Origin of the sequence: Streptomyces sp. NPDC002838, assembly GCF_040295365.1 — a bacterium.
Classification (GTDB): domain Bacteria; phylum Actinomycetota; class Actinomycetes; order Streptomycetales; family Streptomycetaceae; genus Streptomyces.
Window position 1 is genome coordinate 41,671 of sequence record NZ_JBEOVF010000053.1, and the last position, 21,048, is coordinate 62,718.

The 21,048-nt window shown below is 69.9% G+C and carries 13 protein-coding genes; 6 read left to right on the forward strand and 7 right to left on the reverse strand.

What is annotated here, in order from left to right; all coding sequences use genetic code 11:
* Window positions 1–156: 156 nt before the first annotated feature.
* The 3 genes from ABT063_RS42145 (at window position 157) to ABT063_RS42155 (ending at window position 3,846) form a co-directional block, all read left to right on the forward strand.
* A complete protein-coding gene (locus tag ABT063_RS42145) occupies window positions 157–1,983 on the forward strand; it encodes an AMP-dependent synthetase/ligase (protein ID WP_351066244.1) in 1,827 nt (608 codons plus the stop codon).
* A 99-nt stretch (window positions 1,984–2,082) separates the two neighbouring features.
* The gene (locus ABT063_RS42150; RefSeq protein ID WP_351066245.1) at window positions 2,083–2,913 is read left to right on the forward strand and encodes an aldo/keto reductase; all 831 of its coding nucleotides are present in this window, start codon (window positions 2,083–2,085) and stop codon (window positions 2,911–2,913) included.
* Window positions 2,914–3,090: 177 nt separating this feature from the next.
* Window positions 3,091–3,846: a glycoside hydrolase family 75 protein gene (locus tag ABT063_RS42155; RefSeq protein WP_351066246.1), complete on the forward strand. Its 756-nt coding sequence runs from the start codon at window positions 3,091–3,093 to the stop codon at window positions 3,844–3,846.
* Window positions 3,847–3,859: 13 nt separating this feature from the next.
* Here the strand turns inward: ABT063_RS42155 and ABT063_RS42160 are convergent, their stop codons facing one another.
* The 3 genes from ABT063_RS42160 to ABT063_RS42170 all read right to left on the reverse strand — a co-directional run bounded on the left by ABT063_RS42160 (window position 3,860) and on the right by ABT063_RS42170 (window position 8,018).
* Window positions 3,860–4,561 (reverse strand): SDR family oxidoreductase, encoded by a 702-nt coding sequence (locus ABT063_RS42160; RefSeq protein WP_351066247.1) that lies wholly within the window; start codon window positions 4,559–4,561, stop codon window positions 3,860–3,862.
* A gap of 81 nt (window positions 4,562–4,642) precedes the next feature.
* Window positions 4,643–5,215 carry a WD40 repeat domain-containing protein gene (locus ABT063_RS42165; protein WP_351066248.1) on the reverse strand — a complete coding sequence of 191 codons (573 nt, stop codon included), beginning with the start codon at window positions 5,213–5,215 and terminating at the stop codon, window positions 4,643–4,645.
* A 4-nt stretch (window positions 5,216–5,219) separates the two neighbouring features.
* Complete coding sequence (locus tag ABT063_RS42170; RefSeq protein WP_351066249.1) at window positions 5,220–8,018, reverse strand: nSTAND1 domain-containing NTPase; 2,799 nt, start codon at window positions 8,016–8,018, stop codon at window positions 5,220–5,222.
* A gap of 222 nt (window positions 8,019–8,240) precedes the next feature.
* On the opposite strand from ABT063_RS42170, the gene ABT063_RS42175 reads away from it, so the two are divergent.
* Window positions 8,241–9,674, forward strand: coding sequence for a glycosyltransferase family 39 protein (locus ABT063_RS42175; protein WP_351066250.1), 1,434 nt, complete (start codon window positions 8,241–8,243; stop codon window positions 9,672–9,674).
* Window positions 9,675–9,690: 16 nt separating this feature from the next.
* On the opposite strand, the gene ABT063_RS42180 is transcribed toward ABT063_RS42175, so the two are convergent.
* From ABT063_RS42180 to ABT063_RS42190, 3 genes are all read right to left on the reverse strand, one after another.
* Window positions 9,691–10,605, reverse strand: a complete 915-nt coding sequence (locus ABT063_RS42180; RefSeq protein ID WP_351066251.1) for a class I SAM-dependent methyltransferase — start codon at window positions 10,603–10,605, stop codon at window positions 9,691–9,693.
* Window positions 10,606–10,773: 168 nt separating this feature from the next.
* A complete protein-coding gene (locus ABT063_RS42185) occupies window positions 10,774–12,492 on the reverse strand; it encodes a glycoside hydrolase family 6 protein (protein ID WP_351066252.1) in 1,719 nt (572 codons plus the stop codon).
* Window positions 12,493–12,521: 29 nt separating this feature from the next.
* A complete protein-coding gene (locus tag ABT063_RS42190) occupies window positions 12,522–14,003 on the reverse strand; it encodes a cellulase family glycosylhydrolase (protein ID WP_351066253.1) in 1,482 nt (493 codons plus the stop codon).
* Window positions 14,004–14,254: 251 nt separating this feature from the next.
* Here ABT063_RS42190 and ABT063_RS42195 point away from each other — a divergent pair, with 251 nt between their 5' ends.
* Window positions 14,255–17,170, forward strand: a complete 2,916-nt coding sequence (locus ABT063_RS42195; RefSeq protein WP_351066254.1) for a glycoside hydrolase family 48 protein — start codon at window positions 14,255–14,257, stop codon at window positions 17,168–17,170.
* Window positions 17,171–17,333: 163 nt separating this feature from the next.
* Entirely contained in the window at window positions 17,334–19,985 is a 2,652-nt protein-coding gene (locus ABT063_RS42200; RefSeq protein WP_351066255.1) for a cellulose binding domain-containing protein, read from the forward strand.
* 70 nt (window positions 19,986–20,055) lie between these two features.
* Here ABT063_RS42200 and ABT063_RS42205 read toward each other — a convergent pair.
* On the reverse strand, window positions 20,056–21,048 hold a 993-nt coding region (locus ABT063_RS42205), incomplete at its 5' end, for a rhamnogalacturonan lyase family protein (RefSeq protein WP_502990999.1).

Here is a 21,048-nt window from a genome sequence, read left to right on the forward strand (position 1 = left end):
TTTCTGTCCGACCCTTCCCCATGTGAGCGCATTTTCCGCCACTGACCAGTGCATACGTGAGCCATGCTCGGCTTCTGACCCCCTCCCGCCCCGTCTTCGGGTGGGGTAGCTTTCACGGCGCTGTGCGGAGCGCCACAAGATAGCGGGGAGCGGGGTTTGCGCGAGTTCACCAACCCTCCGTTGGCGTTGGCACCGCCGGTGGGCGGACTGGCCGACGTCGTCTTCCAACATGCCCAGGACGACCCCCTGTACATCGCGCTCGGCCGCAAGGACGAGACGGGGCAGTGGCGGGACGTGACCTCCGCCGAGTTCCGCGACGAGGTCCTCGCCCTCGCCAAGGGCCTGCTCGCCCGGGGCGTCCGGTTCGGCGACCGGGTCGCCATCATGTCCCGCACCCGCTACGAGTGGACGCTGTTCGACTTCGCGCTGTGGACGATCGGCGCCCAGGTGGTGCCGCTCTACCCCACCTCCTCGGCCGAGCAGTGCTTCTGGACGCTGTACGACGCCGAGGTCTCGGCGGCGATCGTGGAGCACGAGGACCACGCGATGACGATCGCCACCGTCATCGACCGGCTCCCCCAACTGCGCCAGTTGTTCCAGCTCGACGCGGGCGCGGTGCAGGAGCTGTACGACGCCGGCGCGCACCTCGACGACGAGGTGGTGCACCGGCACCGGCAGGCGGTCACCCCGGACTCGGTCGCGACGATCATCTACACCTCGGGCACCACGGGTCGCCCCAAGGGCTGTGTCATCTCGCACGGCAACTTCATGTTCGAGGCGGACACGGTCATCCAGCGCTGGGAGCCGGTGTTCCACTCCAAGAAGGGCGACCAGGCGGCGACTCTGCTGTTCCTGCCGCTCGCGCATGTCTACGGGCGGATGGTCGAGGTCGCCGGAATCCGCGGCAAGGTCAAGTTCGGCCACCAGCCGCAGCTGAGCGCCTCGGCCCTGCTGCCCGACCTGGCCGCGTTCAAGCCGACCTTCTTCCTGGCGGTGCCGTACATCTTCGAGAAGGTGTTCAACGCGTCCCGCCGCAAGGCGGAGCGGGAAGGCAAGGCCGGGCCGTTCGAGAAAGCCGTCGAGGTCGCCGTGAAGTACGCGGACGCGGTGGAGGCGAAGGCCTGGGGCATCGGGCCCGGGCCGTCAGCGGGTCTGCGCATGCAGCACCAGCTCTTCGACAAGCTCGTCTACGCCAAACTACGGGCCGCGATGGGCGGCCGTATCCGGCACGCGATGACCGGCGGCTCGGGGATGGACCGCAAGCTCGGGCTGTTCTTCGCGGGGGCGGGTGTGCACATCTACGAGGGCTACGGCCTCACCGAGTGCACCGCGGCCGCGACCGCCAACCCGCCCGACCGCACCCGCTACGGCACGGTCGGGCAGCCCATCCCGGGCATGACCGTGCACATCGCGGACGACGGCGAGATATGGCTGCGCGGCGAGAACGTCTTCCAGGGCTACCTCAACAACCCCAAGGCCACCGACGAGGCCCTGCACGACGGCTGGCTGGCCACCGGCGACCTCGGCTCCCTCGACGAGGACGGCTTCCTCACCATTACCGGCCGCAAGAAGGAGATCCTCGTCACGTCCGGCGGCAAGAGCGTCTCGCCGGGGATGCTGGAGGAACGGGTGCGCGACCATCCGCTGATCTCCCAGTGCATCGTCGTCGGCAACGACCGCCCGTACGTCGCCGCCCTGGTCACCCTCGACCACGAGGCCGTCGAACACTGGCTGGCGATGCGCGGCAAACCGCAGATGCCGCCGGCCCAACTGGTGCGCGACGCGGACCTGGAGACGGAGGTGCGGCGCGCGGTGGTCGCCGCCAACACGCTCGTCTCCCAGGCCGAGTCGATCCGCACCTTCCGCATCCTGGCCCAGCCGTTCACCGAGGAACACGGCCTGCTGACCCCGTCGTTGAAACTGAAGCGCAAGGCGATCGAGAACGCGTACGCCAATGAGGTCGAGGCGCTGTACCGGGCCTGAGGTTGTTTCCGGCGGATTCTCCGGTCAGGAATGCATCGCGGCTCGTGATCGTTGACGATGGGAGTACCACCTGACGACAACCGTAAGGATCGAGAGCTCGTGAGCAGCAAGGTCCCCCCGATCATCCTCAACAACGGCGTCGAGATGCCCCAGCTGGGCTTCGGCGTCTGGCAGGTGCCGGACGACGAGGCGGAGCAGGCGGTCACCACCGCGTTCGAGGCCGGGTACCGCAGCATCGACACAGCGGCGATCTACGGCAATGAGGAAGGCACCGGCAAGGCCATCGCCGCCTCTGGCCTCTCCCGCGAGGACATCTTCGTCACCACCAAGCTCTGGAACAGCGACCAGGGGTACGACTCCACGCTGCGCGCCTTCGACACGTCGCTGGAGAAGCTGGGCCTGGAATACGTCGACATGTATCTGATCCACTGGCCGCTGCCGTCCGTGGACAAGTACGTCGACACGTACAAGGCGTTCGAGAAGCTGCACGCCGACGGCCGTGTCCGGGCCATCGGTGTCTCCAACTTCCTGCCGGAGCACCTTCAGCGGCTGATCGGCGAGACCTCGGTCATTCCGGCGGTCAACCAGATCGAGCTGCACCCGCACCTGCAGCAGCACGCCTCCCGTGAGTTCCACGCCGAGCAGGGCATCGCCACCGAGGCCTGGTCGCCGCTCGGTCAGGGCAAGGGCCTGCTGGAGGTTCCGGCGATCGTGGCCATCGCCCAGAAGCACGGCCGTACCCCGGCCCAGGTCGTGCTGCGCTGGCACCTCCAGCTCGGCAATGTAGTGATCCCGAAGTCCGTGACGCCGTCCCGGATCAAGGAGAACATCGAGGTCTTCGACTTCAGCCTGGACACCGAGGACCTGGCGGCGATCAGCGCACTGAACGAGGACCGTCGGCTGGGTCCGGACCCGGCCGTGTCAACATGACCTGACCTGACGTCGACGGCTTCGCGCCCCGGGACCGGCACCACGGTCCCGGGGCGCGCTCGTCTGCCGGCCGCCTGGCCGGGGGACGACACCCGGCTGAGGTCGCTTTGGTCATATAGGCGGCTCGTCATGATCGAATCCGGTGTGGAAGCTTTCCGGACAGAAAGGTCATCCGACGTGCGCATCCGACCACTGCCCCTGGCCGCGGCCTCGGGAGCCGCGCTGCTCGCCGCCGGGTTGCTGCCCGCCGGCGCTTCCGGCACCCCACGTCCGACGTCGGCCCAGACCCGAGTCCAGGTCCAGGTCCAGGTCCAGGTCCAGGCCCAGGTCCAGGTCCAGGCCCAGGAGGGCACGGTCGGCGCGGCCGAACTGCTCGCCGAGGTGACGTCCTGTGACCCGATCTCCCACGGCAGGTACCGCACCGACGCGGGGGCGCGGGCCACCGTCCCGGTGTGCGGCAAGAACGGCGCGGTCTTCTGGAAGGCCGACATGGACATCGACTGCGACGGTCAACGAACCGCCCGGTGCAACGAGGACACCGACCCCGGGTTCCACGGCGACACCGCCGTCCACCAGTCCGACGGCAAACCCCTGAAGTCCGACACCCTGCCGTACGTCGTCGTGCCCAGCCCCAGCCGCACGTGGAACTACAAGGCCGCGGGTATCAAGGGCGGCGGTGTGGTCGCGGTGATCCACCGCGGCCGGGTCCAGTACGCGGTCGTCGGCGACACCGGCCCCAGGAAGATCATCGGGGAGGCCTCGTACGCCACCGCGCGGGCCCTCGGCATCGACCCGGACCCGGCACACGGCGGCACCGGCTCCGGGGTGACATACATCCTGTTCACGAACTCACGGGTCTCCCCCATCGAGAGCCACAGCGCGGCGGTGTCCCTCGGCGAGCGGTTGGCGGAACAGTTTCTTCAGGACAACTGACTGCGGCGATAAGTCAGTTGGGCTGCCCGATCGGCCGTACGACGACGGTGTTGACGTCGACGCCGGCGGGCTGCCCGACGGCCCAGACGACCGAGTCGGCGATCTGGTCGGCGGTGAGCAGGTGACCGGGCGGCAGGCTGCCGTAGCTGTCCCAGAAGGGAGTCTCGACCCGGCCGGGCGCGATCAGGGTGACGCCGACGCCGAACTCGGTCACCTGACGGCGGGTGTTCTCGGCGAGCCCGGTCACCGCCCACTTCGTCGCCCCGTAGAGGTTGCCCGGCCCGTGGACGAACCCGGCGACGCTGCCGACCAGCACGATCCGGCCGCGGGTCTCCTTCAGGGCGTCGATCGACGCGCGGATGAGCAGTGCGGGGCCGAGGACGTTGGTCAGCACCATCTCGGTCCAGCCGGCGGGGTCGCCTTCGGCGACCGAGTCGTGGGTGGCGAAACCGGCGTTGGCGACGACTGTATCCAGTCGACCGTATTCCTTGAGCGTACGGTCGACAGCCGACTGTATGTCGTCGTAGTCGGCCGCGTTGCCGACCATCGTCAACAGACCGTCGGGATGCCCGAGTTCGTCGGCGAATCCGCGCAGCCGCTCCGCGCCGCGACCGGTGACGGCGACCCGCTGCCCCGAGTCGAGCAACCGCCGGGCGACCGCGGCGCCGATGCCACTGCCGCCGCCGGTGATGAGCGTGACCGGTGAGTCGGTCATGAGTACCCCCCTGGGTTCTTCGTTGGACGCCCGGCAGTCCATCAGTTGGAGCGCTCTCGATGTCAAGGACGTGAGGAGGGATCAGTGCCCGCAGGTGCCGCGATACTCGGCCGAGGGGAAGTAGCGGCGCCACTCGGCCTCGGTCAGACCGCGTCGCGCCCGCGCGCACACCTCTTCCGCCGCCCGGCTCGCCGCCAACAGGCGGGCACGCTCGGCGAGATGCGGAGTGGCGATGCGCAACTCGCTGCTGTCACCGGTGAACCCGAGCCCGAGAACGGGCCCGTCCCCGGCCGGCAGCGTCGCCGCCGGCAGGGCGGGCGAGGCCGTCTCCCATACCTCTACGTTCCCGCCGGGCGCGCCGCTCGCGAGGAGTGAGCCGTCGGCGGAGAACGCCAGCGCCGTGTCCTGCGCGGTGGAGCCGACGGCCCTCAGTACCGCGATCCTGCGCCAGGTGCGGGCGTCCCACAGTGTGAGGCGGCCCTGGGAGTCGGCCACGGCGAGGTATCGGCCCTCCGGGCTGAAGGCACCGTCGCGGAGGAGGTCCTCGCCGTCGACTCCCTTGACTCCCTTGCGGGGCTTGCCGGTTGACACGTCGACGAGGGTTCCCTCGGGGGTCAGCGCGGTGCGGCCCGTGGGGTCGACGGTCACGGCCATGGAATCAGTGCCGTCGACGGTGACGCGGGGGGTCGCGTCGGACGTCGGCGCGTCCCGCCAGCTCCCGCCCAGCAGCCCCTGCAGCGAGAGGGTACGTACGACGCTGGTCCGTCCGCCCTCGCGGTAACGCAGCACGCCCTTGCCGGGGTCCAGACGGATGTCGCCAATCGTGGAGGCGGCCACGGGATGGGTGAGGAGCGGCTCGCGCGCGCTGTCGTCCGCCGGGGCCGGAAGGTCCGTACGCCACAGCGTGAAGGAGCCCCTGCCCCAGGCCAGGGCGTAGGCACCGGCGAACTCCACGGCGTGCGCGCCGCCCGCGATCTTCAGCCGGGGACGCTCGCGGCCGGGCCCGGAAGTCCCAGGTCACGATCCCGTCGGAGGTACCGGATGCCACGGCCCGGTGATCGGGCGTGAACGTGAGTTCCCCCTGGCACAGCGTCCGCTGGGTCGGCCGGGGCACCCGCGTGGCCACGAGGCGTCCCTGGACGCCGTCGAGGACCTGTAGTCGGTCACCGTCGTGCGAACACCAGGCGAGGTACCGGTCGTCACGGCTCAGCACGGGCAACCCGCCGTCATCGCTGCCCCGGTCGTACCGGAACAGCACCCGCTGCCGGCGCACGTCCCACACTTCGAGCGTCGCCCGGCCGTCGTCCGCGCCCAGCACGGGACGCCGTACGACGAAGGTGCGCCCGCTCGGCCCGAACATGCCTTCAATATTGGTCGGCGCCCCGGTCGCGAGCCGGCGTGTGCTGCCGTCCGCCAGTCCGCCGATCACCATGCCCGCACCCTCCGGTGAACGGTATGCGACATACCGACCATCGGCGCTGGCATCGAGCACCCCCTCGGACAGACCGGGGCGCTGAACGGAACGGATGCGCCGGTGCCCCGGCACGTCCCACTGGACCGCCTTGTCGTGGACGACCGTCGTCAGGATCCGGCCGTCGCGGCTGAGCCAGGCGGGCGCGTTCAGCGCCCGTCCGCCGTCCTCGGGCTGGGTGAACACGTCCTGCTCGCTCTGCGCGGCGGCCGTCCTCAGCGCCTCCCGCGTCTCCGGCAGGTCCGCGGTGCGCCAGGCGGCGAGCGCCAGCCGCATCGCGGCGCGCGGGTCGGCGGAACGGAGCGTGTCGGCCTGGGCGGCGGCCCGGCGGGCCTCGGCCTCGTCGCGCTGCCGTGCACTGACCCCGCTCTGCCACCAGGCGGCCGCGCCCGCGAGCACGGCCAGGCACAGCAGCACGGCGAGGGCGCCGGTCAGCGTGCGCAGGCGGCGGGCCGCCCGGGCCGCGGCTCGCCGACCCTGCTCGTACGCCGCGATGCTCGCGGTCACGAAGTCGCGTTCGAGCCTGTTCAACTCGCCCGCCACCGCGCCCGCCTGGCCTCCGTCGCCGAAGGTCTCGCGCGCCTCGGTCAGCCGTGTCCCCCGGTACAGCGCGCCCGCGTCCCGCTCCAACTCCTCCCAGGTGAGGGCCGCTTCGGTGAGCCGTCGGTGCAGGCGGAGCCGCTCGCGGTCCTCGTCCAGCCAGCCGCGCAACCGCGGCCAGGCGCCGATCAGCGCTTCGTGGGCGAGGTCGACCGTGTCGTCGTCGACCGTCAACAGCCGACTGTCTACAAGCTGCTCCAGAACGTATGCGGTCGTCTCGTCGGCGTCGAGTTCCGCGCGGTCGACGGGGCGCCGGGTGTCCTCGGTGCCGTCGCCGGGATTCACCAGGCGCAGCAGCAGGGCGCGCAGCGCGGCAGCCTCGGCGGGTGTGCACCTGGTGTAGGCGGCCTCCGCGGTGTGGGCGACGGCGCCCCGGACTCCGCCGACGGCCTCGTACGCGGCGAGGGTCAGCGCCTTGCCGGTGCGGCGCCGCCACACCTCGCGCAGGGCGTGGGCCATCAACGGCAGACCGCCCGGCTCGCCGGCCACGTCCGCGACGATCCGCGCGGTCAGGGCGCGTTCCACGACCAGGCGTCGTGCGGCAGCCGGCCGCACCACGGCCTGGCGAAGGTCGTGCGGCGACATCGGTCCGACGAGCAGGGCGGAGTCCCGCAGCACCTCGGCGAGCGGCCCGTGCTCGGCGCAGCGGCCGTAGAAGTCGGCGCGCACGGCGATCAGCACACGCAGCCGGGACGCCGAATCGGAAGCCGTGAGCAACTGCCCAAGGAAGCGGGCCCGTTCGGCGGGGTCCGCGCAGAGGGTGAAGACCTCCTCGAACTGGTCGACGACGAGCAGCGTGTCGCCCGACGCCTCGTGTGGGGTGAACAGGGCCGCGTGGATGCGGGCCGGATGAGGGCCGGGGGTGAGCAGGCGGATGGTGGCGAGGCGTAGGTCGGGGTGGGTCGCCTCGCGCAGCGCCGGGATCAGACCCGCCCGCAGCAGCGACGACTTGCCGCTGCCCGAGGCGCCGACGATCGCCGCGAATCTCGTGCGGGCGGTGAGCCGGAGCAGGTCGGCGGTCAGGTCGCCCCGGCCGTGGAAGTGCTCCCCGTCGCCGGTCTCGAACCGGGTGAGTCCCGGGTAGGGGCTGTCCTCGCCGTCCGGGTCGTCCCCCGCTTCGGCCGACTCGGCGACGGCCTCCCGCCATCGGCGCTCCCACTCCCCGGTGTCGCCGCCGCACGCGGTGACGTAGGCCAGGAGCACCGGCAGGGTGGGCAGGCGTTCGCCGCCTGCCGCGGCGGACAGCGTGGGCGCCGAGTAGCCCGCGCCCAGCGCCATCGCGCGGTAGGTCGGGGTGCCCGCCTCGTCGCGCAGCTTGCGCAGTTCGTACGCGAAGCGCTGTACCGCGCCCGCGCCCGGATCCAGCGGTTTCTCCCGGCGCCCCATGCGTGCCTCCCCCTCGGTCACGGCCGTCCCACAAGCTAACAACCGGCCTCCGCGAATTGATGGGCACGCCGAATCGGGGCTGCCCAACAATCCTTCGGCGTCTGAACTCGTCGGTGCACGCCTCCTCTCGACCCGCTCCCGCGGCCTCGCGCCTGGACCCACGCACCGGAGTCAGTCATCGCCACCACACACTCTCCTGGACCTCTTCTGCGGCCCGCCCGGTTGCCCTCCGCACCCGCCGTTCGACGCCGACGCACGCCCTGGCACGCGCTCGTCCCTGTCGCCCTCTCCCTGGCCCTCGGGCTGTGGGGCGTCCGGCGGGGCGGCAGCATGTGGCGGGACGAGGCGGTGACGTACGACATGGCGCGGCGCTCGCCGGGCGACCTGTGGCCGACGCTGGAGCAGATCGACGCCGTGCACGGGCTGTATTACCTGGTGCTGCACGGGCTGTTCCGGATCTTCGGCGGGGTGGACCCGCTGCTGGTGCTGCGGTTGCCGTCGGTGCTGGCGGCCGCCGCGGCGGCCGGGACGCTGGCGTTGCTGGGGAGCCGTCTGGCCGGCCCGCGCGCGGGGCTGTGGGCCGGGGTCGTCTTCGCGCTGCTGCCACCGGTGCAGCGGTATACACAAGAAGGTAGATCGTATGCACTCGTGTGCGCCCTGGTCGTGTGGGCGTCGTATCTGCTGATACGGGCCGTGGAGCGGGCGACCCCGCGCGCCTGGACCGGTTACGCGGCGGTCATGCTGACCGCCTGCCTGCTGCACGAGTTCGCCGTGCTGGCCCTGGTCGCGCATCTTGTGGCGCTGCCACGGGCTGCCCGCCGCGCCTGGGTTCTGGCGGCGCTCGCGGTCTGCCCGGGCCTGGCCCCGCTGGTCGTGCTGAGCACACGTCAGTCGGCCCAGGTGGCGTGGATCGGCGGCCTCGGCGCCGCCGCGGTCGTCGGCTTCGTCGGCGTAACCGTGCTCGGGGTGGCCTGTGCGGCATTGCTCGGAGGTGTCCGAAGGAGCCGGGGCCTCGTGGGGCTCACGGCGCTGGCCCTGCCCCTGCTCGCCCTGCCCGCGTTCCTGCTCATCGCACTCACTCCGCTGAAGCCGCTGTACGTGGACCGTTACGTCCTCTACGGCCACGCGGGAACGGCCCTGCTGGTCGGCGCCGCCCTCGAGCGGCTCGTGCGCGCCGGCGGACGGATCCGGACCGTCGCCGTGCTCGCGGCCGGGGCGGCCGTGCTCGCGCTGCTGCCGGTCACCTTGCAGCTGCGTACGCCGCAGAGCCGTACCGACGACGTCGGCGCCGTCGCCGAGGCCGTCCGTGCGGAGGGAGGCGACGCCGACGGTGTCCTCTACATGCCGTCGCGGCGCCGGGTGTGGTCGCTGCCGGAACCGGACTCCGTCCGCGGCCTGCGCGACCTCGCCCTCGACCGCGGCCCGGCCGCCTCGCACACGCTGTACGGCACGGAGGTGCCCGCCCCCGTCATCCGCTCCCGCATGCTGGCGGCCACCCGCATCGTCGCCTTGCGCGATCCCGCCGGGCAGCCGGTCGACCACAACGAGCGGGAAGCGGCCAAACGGCGGGTGCTCGCCGCCTACTTCGTGGAGTGCCGGACCCGGCACGTCCTGGGCGCGCGGATCACCGTCTACGCCCGACCGGGCCTGTGCTGAATCCCGTATACCGTCGTCAGCCGGTACGCACGGCGGTGAATACCGTATGCACCGCCAGGACGAAGACATCCGGCCGGTGGTGCACGCTCGCCTCGTCGTCGGGGTCGAGAAGCCGGTCGAGGGTGGCGCGGTCGCCGGCGCCGAGATGGTCGCCGAGGCCGTCGCGGATGCGGGACAGGGAGGCGGCGACGTAGGCGCGGGCCCGGTCGGTGGTCGGTGCGGGCAGGTCGAGCAGGAAGCTGCGCGTACCGGTGGGCCTGAGTCCCGCGGCGGCCATCAGCGCGGGCCAGTCCTCTGTCTCGGCGACGGCGCCGGGCAGGTCCGCGCGCATCCGAGTGAACCAGTCCTCCTGCAGGGCGTCCAGTCGGGCCTGCAGTCCGGGCCGCCCGATGCCGATGTCGCGGGGCAGGAACCGCGCGGGCAGTCCGCCCTCCAGGAGCGCGAGGGTGCCGCCGGGGGCGAGCCGCGCGGCGAAGGCGGCGAGCGCGGCACGCTGGTCGGCGAGGTGGTGCAGACTCCGGCCTGCCCACATCAGGTCGGCGGGGTAGTCCAAGTCGTCGAGGACGCCGGGCAGCTCGCCGGCCAGTGTGCCGAAGCGGTCGGCGACGCCGAGCCGGCCGGCCCGGGCACGGGCCCGCTCCAGCAGCGGCTCGGCGCCGTCGACGGCTACCACCCGGGCGCCGGGGAAGGCCTCGGCGAGCAGACAGGAGACGACGCCGGGACCGCTGCCCGCGTCGACGATCAGCCCCGGCTCGGTCTGCTTGTGGCCGAGCCAGGCCAGGGCCCGTTCGTACAGGGGTGTGAACAGCTCCGCCTGCGTCTCCAGCAGCGGGCCCATCTCGGTCCAGTCGATGTCGGTGTGGTCGTGGTGATGGCCTGCGTGGCCGTGGCCGTCGTTGCTGTGGCTGTCGTGGTGGTGGTCGTGCGCCATGGTGGTCAGCCTCTCGTCGCGATGCGGCCAGCGTGCGCCGACGCACCGCGACGGGGCCACCGCCCTTGCCGCAACGGCAAAAACGGCGGCCATGCGGACGGGGCGGCTTCCTGTCGATCCGCCGGGGCCGGCCCCGAAGGGCACAGACCCCGGCGGATCACCCGGGTGCTACAGCGCCGGGTAGGCGTTCTTCATGAGCTCCTGGAACTGCGCCGAGAACCAGTGCCCCGAGATCGGGGCGTTCGGCAGGGCGCCGGACAGGTTGTCGCCGTTGCGCGGGTTGCCCGTGTAGGTCGGGTCGCACATCCGGTCGAAGCCCTTGCCCTCGTCGTTCTCGATGAACTCACTCGAACCGTCGGACTCCCCCGGGGGCTTCATCCACACGTAGGCGTCGATCCCGGCGGCCGGGTTGGCCTGCGGGCGCTCGCCGAGGCCGGCACCGGACTGGTTGCACCAGTTGCCGACGTGGATGCGGCGGTCGTAGCGGCCGCCGTTGACGTAGTCGTCCACGCTGGTCATCGGACCCGGGCCGGCGGGTCGGGCGGTGCCGCCCCAGCCGTTGCGGGAGGTGTCGATCAGCATGCCGATGCCGGACGGGAAGCCGACCGAGACCAGCTGGTTGCGGAAGGCCTGGGCGAACGACAGCTCGTCGACGTACCGGTTCCAGTCGACCCACTCCGACTCACGGACCGACTTGCCGCCGACGTTGTCGTTGACCGAGAAGTTGTTCTCCTTCAGGGCGCTGTAGTTGGCCGTGTTGGTGATGAAGCCGTGGACGTCGTTGACCGTGGCGCCCTCGGCGGTCGCCGCCTCCTTGAAGACGTTGGCCGAGGCGCCGAAGTTGTCGTCCCAGCCGATCCAGCCGTGATGTCCGGCGTCCACGTAGTTGTAGACGTTCGGCACGTCGCCGAGCTTGTTCAGCGCGTACCCGACGCCCTTGACGTAGTTGCCGTTGGCCTTCATCACGTCGCACTGCGGGGTGGCCGTCGGGCGGCTGCCGGTGTTGGTGACGAGGTTCGGCAGCGAGTCGATCTCGACGGTGGTCACGATCCGCAGCGAGGCGTACTTCGAGTCGGCGAGGATCGCCTTGATCGGGTCGATGTACTGCGTCTTGTACTTGTCGATCTCGTCGGGCTTCAGCTCGCCGTTGGAGGCGAGGGCCGCGCAGTCACGGCCGGGCAGGTTGTAGATCACCAGCTGGACGACGAGTTCGTCGGAGCCCTTCTGCCGCAGCGCCTCGTCGAGGTGGGCACGCAGACCCATACCGCCGTTGACGCCGTTGATCGCGGCGGTCCGGTCCAGCCAGACACCGGTCGGCTGGTTGGCGATCCGGCTGCCGCCCGGCTCGGCGGCGGCCTTCGCCCGCCATTCCGGGTTCACGTACACTTTGGCGCCGTTGTAGGGGTTGTCGACCCGGTTGGCGGGGCCGCCGGGACCGGGCGGATCGGTGGGCCCGGGGTTGCTGCCGTCATCGACATTGCAGGTCACGCCGTCGAGGGTGAAGGTGGCCGGGATGGCGTTGGTGCCGCTGTACGTGCCCTGGAAGCCGAAGCTGACCGAGCCGCCTGTCGCCAGCGAGGCGTTGTAGCTCTCGTTGGCCGCGGTGACGGCGGCACCGCTCTGGCTGAGCTTGGCGTTCCAGCTGCTGGTGATCTTCTGGTTTCCGGCGTACGACCACTTCACCGACCAACTCGACTTGGCCGCGCTGTTGTTGGTGACGGTGACGTTGGCGGTGAAGCCGGTGTCCCACTGGTTCTGCACCTTGTAGTCGACGGTGCAGGGGACGGCGGCGGCGCCGACGTCACCGGGGACGACGGCCAGTGCCGTCCCGGAGGCCCCGGCGACCAGCGCCAGGGCAGCGAGTATCGCGGTTCTGGTACGACTCATGAGTGCGGGTTCCTTCTCGGTTGCGGGTGTTAGCCGTTCAGGGCGCGCAGGTGATCGCGCAGCCCGATGCCGTACGCGGTGGGCGTACCGTCGTAACTGGAGATCAGGGCGGGACCGGTGTTGCAGTTCCAGGTGTTCCAGGTCCAGCCCAGGTAGGACAGGCCGCGGTCGTCGAACCACTTCATGACCTGGTCGACGAAGCCGTGCGAGCAGGTGTTCTCACCGATCTCCCCGGCCACGAGCGGCACTTGGGCGGCGACCGGGGCCAGCGTGGAGTTGAAGCAGCTCTCGTTCGAGCAGGAGTTGAAGTTGTACACGTGCCAGGCGGCGGCGAGATTGCCCGCCGGGTCCGTGGGCTTGTACGTGAGCCACTGACTGAGGTCGTTCGAGTACGCCAGACCGCCGACCAGGATCAGGTTTCTGGCGCCGGTCTCCCGGATGCTGTCGACGAGATCCTGCATACCGGCGGCCTCGTACCCGATACCGGAGCAGGTGCCGCCGTCCCGCCAGCACTGCCAGGCCTGGGTGGCCGTGGCCGTCGCGCGGTCCGGGTAGGGCTCGTTGAACAGGTCGAAGACGACGGTCGGGTCGTCCTTGAAGGTGCTCGCCACCGACGCCCAGAAGGACGGGGTGTACCGCATGTTGGGCATCGGCTTCTGGCAGCTCGCGTGCACGTCCGAGCAGCCCGAGGAGTTCCCGGTGTACTGGCCGTGGGACCAGTGCAGCTCGAGCATCGGCGTCATACCGTGTGCCTTGACCTTGGCGACCAGGTCCTTGACGGCGTCGATGTAGTTGGCGCCACCGTATTCGGGTGCGATGTTCGAAAGGCCCAGCCAGCACTCCTCGTTGAGCGGGATGCGCACGGTGTTGGCGTTCCAGTCGGCGATCGCCTTGACGGAGGCGTCGTCGACGGGACCGTCCCAGATGCCGCGGCCCTGCACGCACATGAACTCGCCGCCGGACCGGTTCACGCCGAGCAGGCGACGCGTCCCGCCCTTGGCGTCCACGAGCTTGTTGCCCACAACGCGCAGGGCGGGTGCCGTGCCGTCACCGGGGTCCGGCGGATCCGCCGGACCCGGCGTGGGCGACGGTTCGGCGTCGACGTTGCAGGTGGTGCCGTTGAGCTCCAACGACGTCGGTACGGCGGTGCTCCCCGACCCGGAGGCGAGGAACCCGGCGCTGATACTCGCGCCGGTGGCCAGCGAGCCGTTGTAGCTCTCGTTGACCGCGGTCACCGTCGTACCGAACTGGGACCACTTGGCGTTCCAGCCCTGGTTGACCTTCTGGCCGCCGATGAGGTCGAAAGTGAGTCGCCAACTGCTCACCGCGGCCGTGTTGTTGGTGATCCGCACGGCACCCTGGAAGCCGGTGTCCCACTGACTGGTGACGGAGTACTCCACCGTGCAGGCAGGTGCGGCCCCGGACGCCGTGACCGCCGGCACCGTCACGGACCCGACAAGGGCGGCCGCTCCGGCGACGGCTAAAAGTACTGAACGCGGGGGGTGTCGCATGAGCGACTCCTTGCAGTTCGGGCGCGTCGTGACGGACGCGTCGACTGATGGAATCGCTCCCACTGGTGTCAATGAAGCTAGCGCCAAGTGACGGTAAAGAACAGAGGAGTCACTGACTTTTCCTCAACGCCTACTGTCGAATCTTTTCGACTCTTCAAGCACCTTGACCCCTCTCAGCCCCGTCCCCACTATGGGAGCGCTCCCACTGGTTCAAGCCTTGACTTCTCCGAGCCGCAAGGAGGAACCAGCACATGCCCCCCAGGAAAAGACGCCGGGCCGCCCGGCACTTGTGGACCGCTGTCGTGGCGGCCCTGGCCCTTCCGTTCACCATGGTGAGTACGGGTTCGACTCCCGCTCAGGCTGCGGCACTTCAGTGCAGCGTCGACTACAAGACGAACGACTGGGGCGCCGGTTTCACCGCGGACCTGACGGTCACCAACCGCGGCACGGACGCCATCAACGGCTGGACCCTGACCTACAGCTACTCGGGCAACCAGAAGCTGTCGAACGGTTGGAACGGCTCCTGGTCGCAGTCCGGCCAGGCGATCACGGTCAAGAACGCCTCGTACAACGCCACGATCGCCGCCGGCGTCGCCGTCTCCACCGGCGCGCAGTTCACCTACAGCGGCACCAACGCCGCCCCCACGAACTTCGCGGTCAACGGCACCAGTTGCACCGGCGCGCACCAGCCGCCCATCACCGTGCTGACCAGCCCGGCCGCGGGCGCGGTCTACACGCAGGGGGACGCGGTGCCGCTCGCGGCGACCGCCGCGGCCGCCGACGGCGCGACGATCAGCAAGATGGAGTTCTACGACGACACCACGCTGCTGGGCACGGACACAAGCGCGCCCTACACCTTCTCCGCTTCCGGCTTGACCGTGGGCAGTCATTCGCTCCTCGCGAAGGCGTATGACAGCCTGGGCGCGTCCGCGGAGTCCACGCCGGTCGGCATCACGGTCGCCTCGGGCCCCACAGTGGTGGCCTCGACCAACCAGCTGGCCGTCCAGCAGGGCAAGACAGCCACGTACGACGTGAAGCTGTCGACCCAGCCGTCGGGCAACGTGACCGTGACGACCGCCCGCACCGGCGGCAACTCCGGCCTCACGGTGACCGGCGGGGCGTCGCTCACCTTCACGCCGTCGAACTGGAACACCGCCCAGAAGGTGACCATCACGGCCGACTCCTCCGGCACGGGCGCGGCGACCTTCGAGTCGACGGCCACCGGTCACGGCAAAACCTCGGTGACGGTCACCCAGATCGCGGCGACGAAGGCGTACGACGCGCGGTTCCTGGAGCTGTACGGCAAGATCACCAACCCGGCGAACGGCTACTTCTCGCCCGAGGGCATCCCCTACCACTCGGTCGAGACACTGATCGTCGAGGCTCCGGACCACGGCCACGAGACCACGTCGGAGGCGTACAGCTACCTTCTCTGGCTGCAGGCCATGTACGGCAAGGTCACCGGTGACTGGTCCAAGTTCAACGGCGCCTGGGAGATCATGGAGAAGTACATGATCCCCACCCACGCCGACCAGCCCACCAACTCCTTCTACAACGCCTCGAAGCCGGCGACGTACGCGCCCGAACTGGACACTCCCAACGAGTACCCGGCGAAGCTGGACGCCGGAGTCTCGGTCGGTTCGGATCCGATCGCCGGTGAACTGAAGACCGCATACGGTACGGACGATGTCTACGGTATGCACTGGCTGCAGGACGTCGACAACGTCTACGGCTACGGCAACTCGCCGGGCAAGTGCGAGGCGGGCCCGACGGACACCGGGCCGTCGTACATCAACACCTTCCAGCGCGGCGCGCAGGAGTCGGTGTGGGAGACGGTGCCGCAGCCGACCTGTGACGCCTTCAAGTACGGCGGCAAGAACGGCTACCTGGACCTGTTCACGGGTGACGCGTCCTACGCCAAGCAGTGGAAGTTCACCAACGCCCCGGACGCCGACGCCCGTGCGGTGCAGGCCGCGTACTGGGCGGACAAGTGGGCCGAGGAACAGGGCAAGGGCAGTGACGTTTCCGCGACCGTCGGCAAGGCCGCGAAGATGGGCGACTATCTGCGGTATTCGATGTACGACAAGTACTACAAGAAGGTCGGCAACTGTGTCGGACCCTCCTCCTGCCCGGCCGGTACCGGCAAGGACGCCTCGCACTACCTGATGTCCTGGTACTACGCCTGGGGCGGCGCCACCGACACCTCGGCGGGCTGGGCCTGGCGCATCGGCTCCAGCCACGCGCACGGCGGCTACCAGAACCCTCTCGCGGCGTACGCGCTGAGCAGTTACGCCGACCTGAAGCCCAAGTCGGCGACGGGGCAGGCGGACTGGGCCAAGTCGCTCGACCGGCAGCTGGAGTTCTACCGCTGGCTGCAGTCGAACGAGGGTGCCATCGCGGGCGGTGCGACCAACAGCTGGGCGGGCCGGTACGCGACGCCGCCGGCCGGGAAGTCGACGTTCTACGGCATGTACTACGACCAGCAGCCCGTCTATCACGACCCGCCGTCCAACCAGTGGTTCGGCTTCCAGGCGTGGTCGATGGAGCGGGTGGCCGAGTACTACCAGCAAACGGGTGACGCGGACGCCAAGGTCGTCCTCGACAAGTGGGTCGACTGGGCGCTGTCCAAGACCACGATCAACCCGGACGGCACCTACCTGATCCCGTCGACGCTCCAGTGGTCGGGACAGCCCGACACCTGGAACGCCGCCAACCCGGGCGCCAACAGCGGCCTGCACGTCACCGTCGCCGACTACACCAACGACGTCGGTGTGGCCGCCGCGTACGCCAAGACCCTGACGTACTACGCGGACCGTTCCGGTGACACGCAGGCGGCGTCCACCGCGAAGGCGCTCCTGGACGGCATGTGGAACAACCACCAGGACAGCCTGGGCATCGCCGTCCCGGAGACCCGCGCCGACTACAACCGCTTCGACGACGGCATCTACATCCCGAGCGGCTGGACCGGGACGATGCCGAACGGCGACGCGATCAACTCCTCGTCCACCTTCGACTCCATCCGCTCGTTCTACGAGGACGACCCGGCCTGGTCGAAGATCGAGGCCTATCTGGCGGGCGGAGCCGCGCCCTCCTTCACGTACCACCGGTTCTGGGCCCAGGCGGACATCGCCCTGGCCATGGGCTCGTACGCGGAGCTCCTCGAATAGTCCCCGCTGACGCTCCGCGTACACGGCTCCGTCACCTGACGACGGGGCCACGGCCGGGCGGCCCCCACCCGCACGGGGGGCCGCCCGGTCCTCGCACGCTCCCCTCCTGAAAGGCCCCCAAAGGCCCCTCCTGAAAGGCCCTCCTGAAAGGAAGGACCCCACCGTGCGAAGAACCCGCATCCTCACGGCCGTGCTGGCGCTCGCGGCCGGCCTGCTCGCGGGCACCCCGCCCGCGCTGGCCGCCGACACCCCGAAGGCGGTCGTCGCCGCCGACACCTACACCTGGAAGAACGCCCGCATCGACGGCGGCGGCTTCGTCCCCGGCATCGTCTTCAACCGCACCGAGAAGAACCTGGCCTACGCCCGTACCGACATCGGCGGCGCCTACCGCTGGCAGGAGTCGACGAAGACCTGGACGCCGCTACTGGATTCGGTCGGCTGGGACGACTGGGGGCACACGGGCGTGGTCAGCCTGGCCTCCGACTCCGTGGATCCGAACAAGGTGTACGCGGCCGTCGGCACGTACACCAACAGCTGGGATCCGAAGAACGGCGCGATCATGCGCTCCTCGAACCGGGGCGCGACCTGGCAGAAGGCGGACCTGCCGTTCAAGCTGGGCGGCAATATGCCGGGCCGGGGCATGGGCGAACGCCTGGCCGTCGACCCGAGCAAGAACAGTGTGCTGTATCTGGGTGCGCCCAGCGGCAAGGGCCTGTGGCGGTCGACGGACTCCGGTGCCACCTGGTCGCAGGTGACCAACTTCCCCAACGTCGGCAACTACGCGCAGGATCCCAGCGACACGAGTGGCTACGCCAGCGACAACCAGGGCATCGTCTGGGTCACCTTCGACGAGTCCACGGGCACGTCCGGCAGCGCGACGAAGACGATCTACGTCGGGGTCGCCGACAAGGACAACGCGGTGTACCGCTCGACGGACGCGGGCGCCACCTGGACCCGGCTGGCCGGACAGCCGACGGGATACCTCGCACACAAGGGTGTACTGGATACGAAGAACGGCCATCTGTACATCGCATACAGCGACAAGGGCGGTCCGTACGACGGCGGCAAGGGCCGGCTGTGGCGGTACGCGACCGCGACCGGCACCTGGACGGACATCAGCCCGGTCGCCGAGGCCGACACCTACTACGGCTTCAGCGGGCTGACGGTGGACCGGCAGAAGCCCGGCACCGTCATGGCCACCGCATACAGTTCCTGGTGGCCCGACACCCAGATCTTCCGCTCCACGGACAGCGGCGGCACCTGGACGAATGCGTGGGACTACACGTCGTACCCCACTCGCTCGAACCGCTACACGATGGACGTCTCGTCCTCACCGTGGCTGACCTGGGGCGCGAATCCGTCGCCACCCGAGCAGTCCCCGAAGCTGGGCTGGATGACGGAGTCGCTGGAGATCGACCCGTTCAACTCCAACCGGATGATGTACGGGACGGGCGCGACGATCTACGGCAGCGAGAACCTCACCAACTGGGACTCGGGCAGCCAGTTCTCCATCAAGCCGATGGTGCAGGGCCTGGAGGAGACGGCGGTCAACGACCTCGCTTCTCCCCCGTCCGGCGCCCCGCTGCTCAGTGCGCTCGGTGACATCGGCGGCTTCCGGCACACGGACCTGACCAAGGTGCCCTCGATGATGTTCACCTCGCCGAACTTCACCTCGACCACCAGCCTGGACTTCGCCGAGACCAATCCGAACACGGTCGTCCGCGTCGGCAACCTCGACTCGGGCCCGCACATCGCTTTCTCGACGGACAACGGCGCCAACTGGTTCGCGGGGACGGATCCTTCGGGCGTCAGCGGCGGCGGTACGGTCGCCGCGGCGGCCGACGGCAACCGGTTCGTGTGGAGCCCGGACGGCGCGGGCGTGCAGTACACGACGGGCTTCGGCACCTCCTGGTCGGCCTCCAGCGGCATCCCGGCGGGCGCGATCGTCGAGTCCGACCGGGTCGACCCGAAGACCTTCTACGGCTTCAAGTCCGGGAAGTTCTACGTCAGTACGGACGGCGGCGCGACCTTCACGGCGTCCTCGGCGACCGGCCTGCCGAGCGGTGACAGCGTGCGCTTCAAGGCGCTGCCCGGCACGAAGGGCGACGTGTGGCTGGCCGGCGGTGCGAGCGACGGCGCGTACGGGCTGTGGCACTCCACGGACGGCGGCGCGAGCTTCACCAAGCTCTCGGGCGTCGAGCAGGCCGACACGATCGGCTTCGGCAAGGCGGCAACAGGAGCGTCGTACCAGACGCTCTACACCAGCGCGAAGATCGGCGGTGTACGCGGCATCTTCCGCTCGACGGACAAGGGCGCGACCTGGACCCGCATCAACGACGATGCCCACCAGTGGGGTTGGACGGGTGCGGCGATCACAGGTGACCCGCGGGTGTACGGCCGGGTGTACGTGGCGACGAACGGTCGGGGTGTCGTATACGGCGACAGCTCCGACTCCGGCGGCCCTACGGGGCCGGGTCCGGATCCGACTCCGACCGGCGCCTGTTCGGTGACGTACAAGGTCACCAACCAGTGGTCGGGCGGCTTCCAGGCGGATGTGCAGCTGGCCAACACCGGCTCAAGTGCCTGGAGTGGCTGGTCACTTGGCTGGACCTTCGCGGACGGCCAGAAGGTCACGCAGGTGTGGAACGCCGAGTACGCGCAGTCGGGCGCGGCGGTGACCGCCAAGAACGTCGGCTGGAACGCCAATGTGGCGGCGGGCTCGTCCGTGAGCTTCGGGTTCACCGGCAGCTCGTCGGGGACGAACTCGAAACCGATGTCGTTCAAGCTGGGTGACCAGACCTGCACGGTCGCCTGACGCGAGCCTCGAGGGCGCGTGCCGCACCGGCACGCGCCCTCTTGGTCGTCTGCGGCGTGTATGGCGTGTACTACGGCGTGTATACCGTCGGCCGCGGGGCCGTCGCCATCCCGTTGCCGATGAAGAAGCTCGGGTGCGGCGGCTGATTGTATGCGGTGTTCTGCCAGGCCAGTGCCGTGCGGTACTGCGTGTCGTGGAGCAGCGTCGTGATCTTGGTGCTGGTCGCGATCGGCGTGGAGTAGACGCGCAGGGCCGTGTTGTTCGACGTCGGCCAGACGACCTCCTCACGCCAGTCACCGAGGATGTCCCCGGACAGGGACGGCGTGGCCTTGGTGCCGTTGTTGGAGTGGACCCCGGACCCGGTCAGCAGGCGGGTGTCGCCGGAGGTGCGGTACTTGTCGATACGGGTGCCGTCGAGGAGTTCGCGGACGGTGTCGCCGTCCCACCAGTTGACGAAGTTGATGCTGGAGGGCTCCCGGCCCAGGGAGGAACCCGTCGCGGAACGCAGGGTGGTGTCGGCGGCGGACCAGGCCTCGGCGCCCGCGCTGCCGGCGTAGATGTCGGCGGCGACGCCGCGGCCGTTGTCGGAGCCGGAGGCCGTCTGCCACAGGATCGAGCCGGTGCGCGCGTCGGCCATCCAGGAGCCGGGCTTGCTGCTGTCCTCGGAGACCTTGAAGTACTCGAGACCCGCCCGTGAGGGGTTGAGGTCGCCGACGTGACCCGCGTCGCCGTGGCCCAGCTTCGTCGTCCACAGCCCGTTGCCGTTGTCGTCCACGGTCATCGCGCCGTACACGATCTCGTCCTTGCCGTCGCCGTCGACGTCCGCGACGGACAGGCTGTGGTTGCCCTGGCCGTCGTAGCCCTTGCCGCTGTTGGTGGAGGAGTTGGTGTCGAAGGTCCACCGGCGTGTGAAGCTGCCGTTGCGCCAGTCCCAGGCGGCGATGACGCTGCGGGTGTAGTAGCCGCGGGCCATGATCAGCGAGGGGCGTGCGCCGTCGAGGTAGGCGGTGCCGGCCAGGAAGCGGTCGACGCGGTTGCCGTAGTTGTCGCCCCAGGAGGAGAC

What these genes read in the sequence shown, in the direction of transcription:
- ABT063_RS42160 (WP_351066247.1), bottom strand. Translation starts at nt 4,561, where the DNA reads ATGACCGACTCACCGGTCACGCTCATCACCGGCGGCGGCAGTGGCATC.
- ABT063_RS42165 (WP_351066248.1), bottom strand. Translation starts at nt 5,215, where the DNA reads ATGGCCGTGACCGTCGACCCCACGGGCCGCACCGCGCTGACCCCCGAG.
- ABT063_RS42170 (WP_351066249.1), bottom strand. Translation starts at nt 8,018, where the DNA reads ATGGGGCGCCGGGAGAAACCGCTGGATCCGGGCGCGGGCGCGGTACAG.
- ABT063_RS42180 (WP_351066251.1), bottom strand. Translation starts at nt 10,605, where the DNA reads ATGGCGCACGACCACCACCACGACAGCCACAGCAACGACGGCCACGGC.
- ABT063_RS42185 (WP_351066252.1), bottom strand. Translation starts at nt 12,492, where the DNA reads ATGAGTCGTACCAGAACCGCGATACTCGCTGCCCTGGCGCTGGTCGCC.
- ABT063_RS42190 (WP_351066253.1), bottom strand. Translation starts at nt 14,003, where the DNA reads ATGCGACACCCCCCGCGTTCAGTACTTTTAGCCGTCGCCGGAGCGGCC.
- ABT063_RS42195 (WP_351066254.1), top strand. Translation starts at nt 14,255, where the DNA reads ATGCCCCCCAGGAAAAGACGCCGGGCCGCCCGGCACTTGTGGACCGCT.